Raw genomic sequence first — 13,525 nt, forward strand, 5'->3', positions numbered from 1 at the left:
ATGGATACCGTTTACATAAGGCGTCATTAATATTAATTAGTAATCGTATCGCACAAAAAAGCTGCTCTTTATAAGAGCAGCTTTTTTTATTTAACAAGAATAAATAACTGTGAAAGTTTAGCTTGCAAATTGCCTAGTAATATTTACAGACTAGACAGTCTGAGTTTTAATAGTCTCAAGATAGCTTCTGATATTACTGACATAGTGCATGGCTTGACCATAGCGGCTATTCGACGCTCTATTGTCTGCTAAATAAGCATAGACATTCGCCCAGCTCTTATCATCGATACCTTGAGCTCGTAGTTCACGTTGGATTCTTTTTACCGCATTGGGACCCATGTTATAACCTGCAAGGGCAAACCAGATACGGTCAGTTTTTGGCACATCAGAGAAGTCCGCTTTCACTTGCTCTAGATAGCGCGCACCGCCACCAATGCTTTGGTAAGGATCGACACGGTCTGAGACGCCCATCGCTTTTGCAGTGTTATTGGTCAGCATCATTAACCCGCGTACACCAGTCGGCGACACAGCATTGGCATCAAGATGCGACTCTTGATAACCCATCGCGACCAATAGTTCCCAATCATGATTATAATTGCGTGCTTGCTCTTCAAACGAAGACTGATAGTCCGGTAATTTTTCCGTTAAGGTTCTCTGGAAATGATCCTGACTATAGGCATCCTTGAGCAAGTTTTGATTGTAGAACGCGGCAAGTTTTTGTGTGTTTTGTAGCTTGATGCTATCGCACAAGAAGTAACTGGCCTTTCTAGATAATGGGTCATTGGATGAGCTAAACGTCCAACTTACCTTAGGATGTAGACCATTCTTAGTCAGACTAGAGTCATAACCACAGCTGACATTGATAGACGATAGGTTCAACTGGCTTTTTAGCTTGGTGCTAGCCGTAGTCAATGCCATGTCAGCGTTGCCAGTTCTTAGTGCTTTTAGTGCCGCTTCTTCACTGGCGTAGGCTTTTAGATTGATATCGACACCGAGCTCGTCGGCATAAGTGCGCACCAAATCAAACCCAAAACCATGTTGGAAGCCATCGGTAGCAAAGTAAGTGCTATCGCCTGGTACCGCAGCAATGGTCAAGGTGTTTTCCAGCATGACATTGTCATAGGCTGGTACCGATGTATTCATGGTCGTTAAACTCTCAGCGGGCAACGAGAGTAGAGCGATGCTAGAGATTTGTGCCAGCTTCTTGGTTCTGGCAAAACGATTAGACGCAATAGGGGTAACGGATGAAACGATGTTACTTTTGGTGTTTAGTAGGCGTTTAGATGGACGCAGTAAATAAGAAATACGGCGTTTGGCCCCTTGCGCAGATACTTTTACACGATAAGTAATACGCTGCATGGATGTCTCCTGATTTTAGCCATCCTTCTTACCGCAAAAACACGTATAAATATATGTGCATAATATTGACATATATCGATATCGTATCTTAAATAGAGTGGCATTTTTAATAGAACAAATGCCACTCTATCTTGTTTGACTATAGCGCCACTAGCGTACTCTCTCTAAGAGTTAGTGGGATAGTTTGTCGTCAGCCAGCTATCGATATGTCATAAAAGCGTTCTAAACAGTGTTCATAAGTACTGGTTTAAAATACTGAACGCACAACGACGCGAAGGATATAAATCAGATGATTCCTTCATCGATAACTAAATATGGCTAGTGGCCAAACAACTATATATCAAACATAGGTAAGGTCATGATTAAGTTATTGAGACAAAGACATAGCTTGAAACATTGATGTAAGGTTTTGCCAATGAGGCAAATACATTCAACTGTTTTAACTATGCTAACTTTGATGGCTGGCTATACTTTGAATCACTAATATTAAGTTACTAGTAATAGGATAGCTGGCTACTAAAGTTGTTTGTCCAGCAATGAGGGTAAGTAAAATAACCAGAATTGATAGTTTATAGCTGTCTATCAAACTGACTATGTCATACCGTCATCGCGACACCAAAAATAAAAAAATACCATGCTGCTAACATACATAGTGCAAACATAGTATTTCGATGGGTAGCGGTTTAAAATCTTATCGCTGATATAGCATGATAAAGTTTTAAACAACTACCAACATTATTTTAGTGCCATAACCGGAAGCTGTAATAATGGGAAGTTTCATGACAAAACGTTCTTTCTTACGGGTAGTAATATGCGGTTACTAATTGCATTATTCAAGTGGAGTTAAGAAAAAAGCGATAAAACTTAACAATTGAGATATAAACGGTTAATTTTCCAGATATTTGGTACATAATAATCAAAAATAGAATAACAAAGTTTAAATAGTAGTCAAACTAGACTTTATGCTTATGGTGTGACTATAGCATTAGCAAGTCTAGTTTGGCTTTTAAATTATCATTTCCTTTATAAGTTTTTCTCTATCAATGACAACCGTTTAAAATGGCTTTTTAAGTGGCTAGTTTATGCTGGGTTTTTGATATCGATAAAGGTAACTGGCAGACCAAATTTTTGAGCGACTATCTCTCCTAATGCTTGAATACCGCCACATTCTGTCGCATGATGACCACAAGCAAAATAGTCAATCCCAAGCTCACGCGCGCTATGTGTGGTACGCTCAGATATCTCACCAGAGATAAATGCATCACAGCCCATGCTAGCCGCTTGCTCAATCATATCCTGCGCACCGCCCGTACATATACCCACACGTTCGATCAGCCTACCATTTTTCTGAGTAGGAGAGTCTGCATGATACTCAGCTGAAATATGTAATGGCGCGCGGCCTAAAGCTTGAGTAATGGTGGCAATGAGATCGTCAGTACTTTGCGGTGTGCAAGTAGCGATATTGCCCACAGGATGGGACTCGGTAGGATAGAGCGCACCAGTAATCGTCATGCCGAGTACGTCAGCAAGTTTTGCGTTGTTGCCAGAGATTGGGTGTGAGTCAAGCGGTAGATGATAGCCAATCATAGAGATACCGTGTTGCATCAGCTTGCGCACGCGTCGACCTTTCATCCCAGTAAGCGGTGCAGGTTCGCCTTTCCAGAAGTATCCATGATGCACCATAATTGCATCGGCATTGTCAGCGATCGCAGCATCAATTAGGGCTTCACAAGCCGTGACACCAGTGACGATACGCTGAATTGGTCGTCCGCCATCTACTTGTAGACCGTTTGGTGCGTAGTCTTTAAACGCACTAGTAGATAAGTAGTCGTCACAGAACTGTGTCAATGCCTGAGCGCTAATGCTTTGAGTATTGGATTCAGCTGTCGTATGATTTGCAGTCATTATGTTTTCCTGTCATCAATAAAATGTATGTCGTAAGGTGCTGTAGATTAACTAAGCAAAAATTATGTATTATCTGTCATGTTTGAGAGTGTTTGGTTTTGGACTTCTCGCTTTATGTTCAATTCTCGAAATGTTGAAGTGTCGAGCATCGTAAAAGCTATTTTAACATGCCGTTGTAAGCAAGCAGACAAGCTGGATAACTGAAATGGTACACGATACGTTACTATTTACTGGTATTGCGGTTATAATTTATATACGTGAGTCTGCCTAGCTGTATAGCATTTGACCATCTGATGAATGGGTCAACACTAGCTAAGCGGTCGCCATTATCTCACATCGTTTTTCACTGTCTGTTTGCAATAAATTTATAGAGGTTTTATATGTCGTCATCCCGGAACACCAATAACAAGGCGTCTTTATTAAAATGGTTACCTTGGGTCTTATTGCTGCTAGTGTTGGCAGCGTTTATCTGGTTGTTCACGAGTATGAAGTCGACGTCAGAGGCCACATGGGAGCCGCCGAGAACCCCGCCTGCGGAGCAGCAAGCAGCAGAGCCAGTGTCGGACACGCCAGCGCCTATCTCTTCTTATCATAATGCAGTGGCGCGTGCGTCGCAGTCTGTAGTCAATATCTATACGACGCAAACGATGACCGAGCATCCTTATATGGATGATCCCGTACTGCGCCGGTTTTTTGAGTATCATGGTGGCCCATCACAAGAGCAGGGCAATACCAATTTAGGCTCTGGTGTGATCGTATCAGAAGATGGCTATATCGTGACCAATGCCCACGTAATCGAAAAGGCCGATGAGATCACAGTCGCGTTCAATGATGGTCGTAAGAGCCGTGCCAGAATCATCGGTACAGATCCTGATAGTGACCTAGCTGTGATTAAAGTCGATATGACTGGATTGACGCCACTTGGCTTCCGTGAAGATCCGATTCGTGTGGGTGATTTGGCTCTAGCGATTGGTAACCCATTTGGTGTGGGTCAGACAGTGACGCAGGGGATTATTTCAGCGACTGGACGTACTGGACTGGGTGTCAATAAATTCGAAGACTTTATCCAGACTGATGCCGCTATCAATCCGGGTAACTCAGGCGGTGCGTTGGTCGATGCTCGTGGTGAGTTGGTCGGTATCAATACCGTTATATTCTCGCGCTCTGGTGGTTCGATGGGTATTGGCTTTGCCATTCCGACGGCACTGGTTGAGCAAGTGATGAATGCTTTGATTAAAGACGGCCGTGTAAGTCGTGGCTGGCTAGGTATCGAGATCCAGTCACAGCTACGTGATCCAACGCAATTAGAGACGTCAACAGGTGTAGAAGTACTAAACGTCATTGATAACAGTCCAGCGGCGAAAAGTGGTCTACGTGTCGGTGATATCGTCCTAACCATCGATGATGTCGAGATGACAGATGCCAATACGTTGATTCAGTATGTTGCCCGTAAGCCACCAAACACTGAGCTAGATGCGCAAATATTGCGTCAAGGTAAAAACGCCCAAGTAAAAATCACCCTAGAAGAGCGTCCAGCACAAGAACCACTTGAGCGTCCTGTCGTACTGCAAAATGAGAGTATGGGCGGCATGGGAGAGCCAAGCATCCAAGGTGATGAAGAAACGCCGATGATGTCAAAGGCAGAGCGTGATCGTATGCGCGAAGAGCTGATGAAACTGTTTGAGCAAGATACCGCAACGCAGTAAGTCGTAGGTTCTTCTTACCACTATGTGCTGGCTCATAACGTGTTTATGGGACAGCACACTGATGTAGCTAATAGCATAAAAAAGCGCGTTCCTTATCTAAAGGAGCGCGCTTTTTGTTGGAGCTGATTTTTCTAAATTTTAAAGGCTAGCTTTATCTATACCTAACCCTGCTATAACTTCTCAATAGGGTCATGATTGATATAGATGACACCTTGCACACGGCAACAGCAGGGCAGGATCTCATCTTCTTCAATCATCGCCAGTGGGTCAAATGGATAATCGACCGTATGCGAGCTAGCAATACGTTTGACTCGGCAACTACCACAGTAGCCCTCGCGGCATTGATAGTTTACCTCGTGTCCGGTGCGTAGCAGTCCATCTAGCAGACTCTCGTCATCATGTAGATAGAACTGCTTTTTACTGGTCATTACCCAAGTCATCGTTAATCCTATTGGGATATGTCTGTGCTACTGCTATCCCTACTATTAACCCATAAGACGATTACAGCGATAGAAATTTTATAACTTCAAATTTCTACCGCTCAAACCTTTATAGCTCAAAGCTCTTATAATGTAGATTCTTATAACGCAAAGCTCTTACAATTCAAAGTCATCAAAATCACTGTCTGATAAGTCAGAGTCAATCTGACCAACCAAGTACGAGCTAATCTCAGTCTCTTGCGGTGCTACTTGCACATTGTCAGACGACAACCACGTGTTGATCCACGGGATTGGGTTTGATTTTGAATTCGGGAACGCCGCTGGCAAGCCGACCGTTTCCATACGCAAGTTGGTGATGTATTCGATATATTGGCAAAGGATGTCTTTGTTTAGACCAATCATCGAGCCATCTTTGAATAGATAGCCTGCCCATTCTTTTTCTTGCTCAGCAGCCTTGCGGAAAATCTCAATGCTTTCCTCATAGCATTCTGCGGCAATCTCGACCATCTCAGGATCGTCACGACCGTTGCGCATGAGATTTAGCATATGCTGCGTACCCGTCAAATGCAGCGCTTCGTCACGAGCGATGAGCTTGATGATTTTGGCATTACCTTCCATCAATTTACGCTCAGCAAAGGCAAATGAGCAAGCAAACGATACATAGAAACGAATGGCTTCTAGGACATTGACCGCCATGATGCATAGGTACATTTGCTTTTTGAGTGATCTTAAATCAACCGTCACTTGCTCGCCATTGATGTTGTGCGTACCTGGCCCATACAGGCTATATAGCTGCGAGTTGCGGTACAGCTCATCATAATACTGAGCGATATCAGAGGCACGGCCTAAGATGTGCTCGTTTTGCATAATGTCATCAAAGATAATATTTGGATCATTGACGATATTACGAATGATATGCGTATAGCTGCGTGAGTGAATGGTCTCAGAGAACGACCATGTCTCAATCCACGTCTCAAGCTCAGGGATAGATACTAGCGGCAGTAGCACCACGTTTGGACTACGACCTTGGATAGAGTCGAGTAGGGTCTGGTACTTGAGGTTACTCAAAAATATGTGCTGCTCATGCGACGATAGATTGCTAAAGTCGATACGGTCGCGTGATACATCGACTTCTTCTGGACGCCAAAAGAACGATAGCTGCTTTTCAATCAATTGCTCAAAGATAGGGTGCTTTTGTTGGTCATAGCGCGCCACGTTGACGGGCTGACCAAAGAACATCGGCTCTTTTAGCGCATTGTTTGGCGTTTGAGAAAAAATCGAGTAAGTCATGGGACTGCCTTTATAATTGATACGGTTATTAATTTGTAGGGATTTGACTGGTTTTGATTTGAGGTTATGACACGTTTTTGGATTATAGCGTTTTAGCTTAGAGGTTCTCTAGCGATATCTGCGACGACTCTTGTCCATCGTTCATATAGGCTTTGAAAATCTCGCTCAGTTCACTATCATCGAGCGCTTCTAATTCATCAAGTGCGCTTTTGCGTAGGGTGCTCACATCAGACTCTTCCGCTGCTGTTTTTACGTCTTTTTTAGCCGCTCTCGATACTGGCTTTTTGGCTGCTTTTACCACGCTTTTTTTGGCGACGGCTGCCTTTGGTGCTTCATTTATACCTAACTGCTGACGCACCTCTGCAATATCAACCTCGACTTGTACGATATGCGAGCCACCATCGTTTAGGTCTGAAAATACGTTTGGGATAAACAAACCACCGTCTTTGATGATTGCGGTATATTGCACATGACCTCCGTCGTTTTATTCTGTCTATATGTTGCTTTTATAGTGGTTTTAAGTTTTATTCATTCTATTTTTGACTTCAACTTGAGATTTATTATCTTTAAATTCGGGTATTTGTATACTTAATCCTAATTTCTTGTTTAATTTTTCATAAATTTGAAATTCATTACGGTCACTTGACGATAGTTTATGCTCAACCTGCGCAACAAGGGTTTCTTGATGGCTTTCTCTAAAACCAATAGGAATGTCTAAAAGCCATTTTATCTTCTGCATATGATTACTTTCTATCCAGCTACTGATCCTGCTTTCTAAGTCTCTTTGATCTAGATGTTTGATATAGGGTGCAATAGATGGGGCTATCAACATGAAATCCATCTCATCTAGAGGATCAGTTTCATTATGTTGAAAATAGCTTTTTGTTACTTCCTCAAGACGTAAATCTATATCTAGAACCTTATTTTTCAAACTCCAAAATTTTCTTAAAATATCATGATTTGGTAAATCTAAAGTATTGGAAGTGATTAGTTGAAAGTAGCTTGCCCATGCCATACTAAATGTAGGAGTACTATCTGGTATGCACGATAATAGTTCATTATCGCTTTCAAAAGCTTCTAACCATTGCTTTTTATTTAAGTTTTTTAGAACTGATTTAGCAAAATCCCTAGCCTCCTTATTACCATGTTTAGTTAGCAGATTAATAGCTTTATGATATGCGTTAGGTTTCTCCCTAATATCTTCATGTATACTCTCTAACGCTCCATTCTCGCATAGCTTAACGATCACTTCTTCTAAAATTGAGTCAGAGCTCCATTCAATTTCATCAAAATGTGCTGCACCACACGAAAATAAATCTGTGTCATCACTATTTTCTAAAATATGTACGGCAAATTTATTTTTCTCATTTCTAGCTAAGTCCCAGATATTATGTAAGCTATTAGCTTCCCTGAATAAATTTAAAACCCAATCAAGTTTATCTTCTTCAAGCTCATGTGATAAATATTCCTTAATGAAATCAGGTACTTGGGCGTTATCTCTATATTTTTCATCTATAATAGCTACTAAAAAAGGTAGTGTTGGATTTTTTTCTATACTTGAATACCTAGATCTTTGCCAAAATCCAGATGATTTTATACATTCTTCAAGTTTTTCCCTATCAGTTTCTTTTAACATAGGTGTAATATTTATAATGAAATTATAGAATGGTTCTATATCATGTTCTCTGGAAGGTAAATTAAGCCAGCTTATAACTGAATTTACTAATGTTTTCCAGTTAGATATATCGCTATCTATTTCCAGAGACTTAATTAGTACTTTGAAATTTTCTGTTTTTAATTGATTAGAATTAAAACCACAGTTAGCAACAATTTGTTCGTAAATATTAGTCTGAGGTAAGACTGTCTTAATTATACTATCTTCACTTGAGCATTCTGTTATCCATGTTTTCCAGTTTTCGTAGGTAAAAGTGTAACGAGATTTTCTTATAGAACTGTCATGCGCAAATAGTATAGCCTCAATCTCTGATAGACCTGATAATTCTGAACGACTAAATTTCTCAGTACCAACTGATTTTACTAACTTGACCACTCTAGTTTTAAACTTCGAATTTAAATGTTCAATAAAATCTTTTCTATTCCTAGTAATCTTAATTAATTTCTGTACAGTCTCCGTATAACTGTATTTTTCAAAATTTAAATCTTTGAAGAAATCTATAAAAGTAGTTTCTATCTTGTTTACATATTCATATATATTTTCTACTTCATCTACAAAAGCATCATGTAAGCTAGCAATAGAGTTTATGACGTGACCATCATTACTACCATCTTTTATTATCCATTCGTTTTCACTAGCTCTAAATGCAAGCCAAAAAGCATCTTGATGATTTTCTCTAAGTTCTTTAAGCTTCTTCCCCTCACCTTTGAAAATAGATGATTTTATTTCTGGAGAGAGAAGTAGTTGTGTGCCTTTATCTGCGCTAACACCGAATAAAAGACCAGCAAGCTCGGGTTTGATCTGTGATTCTTTGAGGCTAGTTGGGAATGACTCAGGAATACCTTCTTTCAACAAAGCAGTTCTAAATTCATTCTCAGTCATTGATTGTCGAGCAAGACTATAGATACATAACGATTCGGCACTAAATTCATTTTTCCAATGTAAAGCTAGAATTCCAACTCTATTAATTGTGCTATGTATATATCTAGGCGATGGTGACTTATCTAGCTTGCTCATACATCTGATATAACTCTCTATATACGCATTTTTAAATTCTTCATGCCAACCATAAAGTGACTTATCAACGCATTTTTTAAAATAATCAATCCAAGCAGACATGACAGGAGGTGGCACCTCAACTGTAATTTGAAAACATTTCTCCATAAATGAAGTTGCCACTATATTTCTTGACGCTGCTTCAGTTTTCCCGTTATCAGTTTTTGAATCGTTATCTTGAACTTGAAAATTGTCACTTTGCCAGATTTTCTGTATAGCTTCCCTATCAAAAGGAATTAGGAACCAAAGTTTATCTTTCCATTCGAGAGGTTTTGAGTTAAGTGAAGAGCTTCTATGTTGAAAAAATGTCTGTAATGTTGACCAAATTGTTTGAGCATAGTCAGGATCAACTCGGTCGAGGTTATCAATAACAATAATAGCTTGTTCATAAGTAGTTGTAGATTCTGATGAGAACAAATGTGACATAATCTCATCAAAGAATTTCTCAAACTCGATAGAGGTTCTTTCTCCATCTTCAGTAATGTCCTGAGTATAGTTTTCAGTCGACTCTGATTCAAAAAAGTCCCATTTAGTCTTATCATCAGAATCTTTATCACCCCAGAACTTCCACCAAATAATCATTAATAAAGGACCGAAGGCAAAGAGCAGGCCAAAAATTAATCTAAAGCTAGGAGAGGTAGCTGCTTCATGAGTAGGCCATACTAAACTATCATACGGAGTTTGGTTTAGTAAGGCCGCTCCTGCAGGTACAAGAATAGCAACAGTTGATAGATATTTCCCAAGCTTTGAAGCAGACTTTTCAGACTTAACAGTTACAGTTTTCTTCCTCGCGCTTACTTGATTTTTCAACTCAATTAACTTTTTATCTTCACTGCTTGATTCTATGGAATCAATTAAACTTTCTAAAAAAATTTTTCTTAAAGGATCTCCATCATGTGCCCACGCATCAAAAGCGAAAAAAAAGACATTCTTATCTTCTTCTTGTAATTGTTGCCTAAGAATATTAATGATTGTTGATTTACCAGAACCCCAGCTACCTTCCAAACCAATAGTTAGACCGTATTCTTCTTGAGTCATTAGCTTGTTTAAGGTCGTTGCCACCTTTTCATGAGTTTTATCTTCAAACAGGTCAGTTTTTGCAACTTGTTCATGAAGTACATGAAATGAGTAATCGTGATTGAGTTCTTTATCAGTCATTAAAGTTGCTGCCTTTTATTTTTGAGAAAAAAGTATAGTTCTTTTGCAAACATAAAATACATACTTAGTACGACACCTAATTATGAAATAAGCTTGAAGTTCAAACTTATTTCATATGACTGATAACTTATACTTATAATTTTCGTAGAAAACTTGGACTAAATCTTTATATTACAGATGAAGACCTTAATTTCTCTAAATTATTCCAACTTAAATCTTACATGCACCGCCAGCACAATCATCTTCCATATCCGCTTGGGCATCGTTCGCACCATCACGAGTATTATGATAGTACAACGTCTTCACACCCATCTTATAAGCGTTTAGCAAGTCTTTTAGCAATATCTTCATCGGTACACGGCCACCAGCATAACGAACAGGATCGTAGTTGGTATTGGCAGAGATACTTTGATCGACGAATTTTTGCATGATAGCGACCAGCTTTAGGTAACCGTCATTGTTTGGCATTTGCCATAGTAGCTCGTACTGATCTTTTAGGGTAGCAATCTCAGGCACGACTTGCTTTAAGATGCCATCTTTGGACGCTTTGATAGAGACCAGACCACGTGGTGGCTCGATACCGTTGGTCGCGTTGGCGATCTGACTTGAGGTCTCAGACGGCATCAAGGCGGTTAGGGTAGAGTTGCGTAGACCGTGCTCAGTGATCTCGCCACGTAGTGTTTCCCAATCGAGATGTAGCGGCTCTTGGCAGATTTTATCCAAGTCGGCTTTGTACGTATCAATCGGTAAGATACCTTGTGAGTACGTGGTCTCATTGAACGCAGGGCATGCGCCTTGCTCTTTTGCCAATTTGTTCGACGCTTTCAAGAGGTAGAACTGCAACGCTTCAAAAGTCTGATGGGTCAGACCAAGCGCGCTGTCGTCAGAGTAGCGTGCACCATTCTTAGCTAAGTAATAAGCATAGTTGATTACGCCCACACCTAGCGTACGGCGACGCATGCTGCCGTTTTGAGCGGCTTTTACTGGATAGTCTTGATAGTCGAGCAGGGCATCAAGCGCACGGACGATTAGCTCGGCTGGCTCTTCGATGTCGCTGACGTTTTCGACTTTACCCAAGTTGACCGCTGATAGCGTACAAAGAGCGATTTCGCCTTCTTCGTCATTGATGTTATCCAGTGGCTTGGTCGGTAGCGCGATTTCCATACATAGGTTTGACTGGCGAATCGGGGCAACCGTCGCATCAAATGGGCTATGGGTGTTGCAATGATCGACGTTTTGGATATAGATACGACCCGTGCTGGCGCGCTCTTGCATCATTAGGCTGAACAAATCAGCGGCTGGGATTTGACGGCTACGTACGTTAGGATCGTTTTCGTACTTGGTGTATAGCTCTTCGAATTTGTCTTGATCTTCAAAGAACGCATCATATAGGCCTGGCGTGTCACCTGGTGAGAATAGCGAGATGTCTTGACCTTTGATGAGGCGCGTGTACATCGTTTTGTTTAACTGTACGCCGTAGTCCATATGACGGACACGGTTGTCTTCGACACCGCGGTTGTTTTTGAGTACCAGTAATGACTCAACTTCTAAATGCCATAGTGGATAAAATAGAGTCGCAGCACCGCCACGGACGCCGCCTTGTGAGCAGCATTTCACAGCCGTTTGGAACAGTTTGTAGAATGGGATACAGCCAGTATGCTGTGCTTCGCCGCCACGGATAGGACTACCAAGGGCACGGATACGACCCGCGTTGATGCCGATACCAGCACGCTGTGATACATAGCGTACGATGGCGCTAGTGGTCGCGTTGATAGAGTCTAGGCTATCGCCGCACTCGATCAAGACGCACGAGCTAAACTGGCGTGATGGCGTACGCACACCTGACATGATAGGCGTCGGTAGTGAGATTTTGAACTCTGAGGTTGCATCATAGAAGCGTTTGACGAAATCAAGACGGTCTGACTTGTCGTATTGGCTAAACAGACACATACCGACGAGCATGTATAAGAACTGCGGGCTCTCATAAACAGTTTTGCTCACACGATCTTGTACCAAGTACTTACCAGCCATTTGCTCAACAGCGGCATAAGCAAGGTTCATATCGCGCCAGTGATCCAGATACTCTTCTAGCTCGTCAAATTCAGCACGGCTATAGTCAGCTAGGATATGTTGATCGTATTTGCCAGCATCAGTCAAAGTTTTGACATGGTCATATAGGTGCGGCGGGGTGAATTTGTTATAAGCAATCTTACGTAAATGGAAAATAGCCAAACGCGCTGCTAGATATTGATAATCAGGCGTGGTTTCAGAAATTAGGTCGGCGGCAGACTTGATGATGGTTTCGTGGATATCACGAGTCTTGATACCTTCATAAAACTGGATGTGCGATTTTAGCTCAACTTGCGATACTGACACATTTTCTAAACCATCAGCCGCCCACGCGATTACCTTGTGAATTTTGTCTAAATCAATAGGCTCTAAACGTCCATCACGTTTGGTTACTTGGATTTTGTCAATATGTGTCATGCTGGCCTCTATTTTGATTGCTTATTGTGATGCTGCGCGCCAAAGCAGCGGCAGACATTCTTTATAACGCTATTATACGGGGGTGTGGTAGCTGTTTTTTTGGGCAAAAAGCTACCACTACTCGTAGTGACGGTTAAAATCACTGAGTACTACATATAGCGTTTTTGTTAATTGGTAGGCACAATATAGCGGGAAAATTTTGAAAATACTATATTGATTTTAGAATAAAACTATGTTGCTACAAGGTTGTAGGCAGTCCAAATTTTGGCAAAGGACGATGGGATAAGGGTTAGACGCAAATGCGGTCAATAATAAATTTTTGTAAAAATATCGTGAGATTTACTTTTCATTCTCTCGGTTATTGTCGACTGATAATGGGAGTCATGGCGGCAATAATGCGGGCGCAGATTGTACATTAAACCACAAAAAATCGCCACCCATAACTTATT

The 13,525-nt window shown here is 41.1% G+C and carries 8 protein-coding genes; 1 reads left to right on the forward strand and 7 read right to left on the reverse strand.

The genetic code is table 11. The features are described 5' to 3' along the window. Window positions 1–150: 150 nt before the first annotated feature. Both CXF69_RS03315 and CXF69_RS03320 read right to left on the reverse strand, forming a co-directional pair. Entirely contained in the window at window positions 151–1,359 is a 1,209-nt protein-coding gene (locus CXF69_RS03315) for a transglycosylase SLT domain-containing protein (protein WP_102077942.1), read from the reverse strand. A 1,080-nt stretch (window positions 1,360–2,439) separates the two neighbouring features. Then, window positions 2,440–3,264 (reverse strand): Nif3-like dinuclear metal center hexameric protein, encoded by an 825-nt coding sequence (locus CXF69_RS03320; RefSeq protein WP_101205365.1) that lies wholly within the window; start codon window positions 3,262–3,264, stop codon window positions 2,440–2,442. Window positions 3,265–3,644: 380 nt separating this feature from the next. On the opposite strand from CXF69_RS03320, the gene CXF69_RS03325 reads away from it, so the two are divergent. Continuing rightward, window positions 3,645–4,970: a S1C family serine protease gene (locus tag CXF69_RS03325; RefSeq protein WP_101205364.1), complete on the forward strand. Its 1,326-nt coding sequence runs from the start codon at window positions 3,645–3,647 to the stop codon at window positions 4,968–4,970. A gap of 170 nt (window positions 4,971–5,140) precedes the next feature. On the opposite strand, the gene yfaE is transcribed toward CXF69_RS03325, so the two are convergent. The 5 genes from yfaE to nrdA all read right to left on the reverse strand — a co-directional run bounded on the left by yfaE (window position 5,141) and on the right by nrdA (window position 13,076). Further along, entirely contained in the window at window positions 5,141–5,410 is a 270-nt protein-coding gene (yfaE, locus tag CXF69_RS03330) for a class I ribonucleotide reductase maintenance protein YfaE (RefSeq protein ID WP_101205363.1), read from the reverse strand. A gap of 156 nt (window positions 5,411–5,566) precedes the next feature. Further along, window positions 5,567–6,700, reverse strand: coding sequence for a class Ia ribonucleoside-diphosphate reductase subunit beta (gene nrdB, locus CXF69_RS03335; protein WP_057759544.1), 1,134 nt, complete (start codon window positions 6,698–6,700; stop codon window positions 5,567–5,569). A gap of 97 nt (window positions 6,701–6,797) precedes the next feature. Next, window positions 6,798–7,169 carry a hypothetical protein gene (locus tag CXF69_RS03340; protein ID WP_101205362.1) on the reverse strand — a complete coding sequence of 124 codons (372 nt, stop codon included), beginning with the start codon at window positions 7,167–7,169 and terminating at the stop codon, window positions 6,798–6,800. Window positions 7,170–7,217: 48 nt separating this feature from the next. After that, window positions 7,218–10,589 (reverse strand): P-loop NTPase fold protein, encoded by a 3,372-nt coding sequence (locus CXF69_RS03345; RefSeq protein WP_102083157.1) that lies wholly within the window; start codon window positions 10,587–10,589, stop codon window positions 7,218–7,220. A gap of 210 nt (window positions 10,590–10,799) precedes the next feature. Next, a complete protein-coding gene (nrdA, locus tag CXF69_RS03350; protein ID WP_101204778.1) occupies window positions 10,800–13,076 on the reverse strand; it encodes a class 1a ribonucleoside-diphosphate reductase subunit alpha in 2,277 nt (758 codons plus the stop codon). Between the last annotated feature and the right edge of the window lie 449 nt (window positions 13,077–13,525).

It is taken from the genome of Psychrobacter sp. Choline-02u-9 (assembly GCF_002836505.1).
Classification (GTDB): domain Bacteria; phylum Pseudomonadota; class Gammaproteobacteria; order Pseudomonadales; family Moraxellaceae; genus Psychrobacter.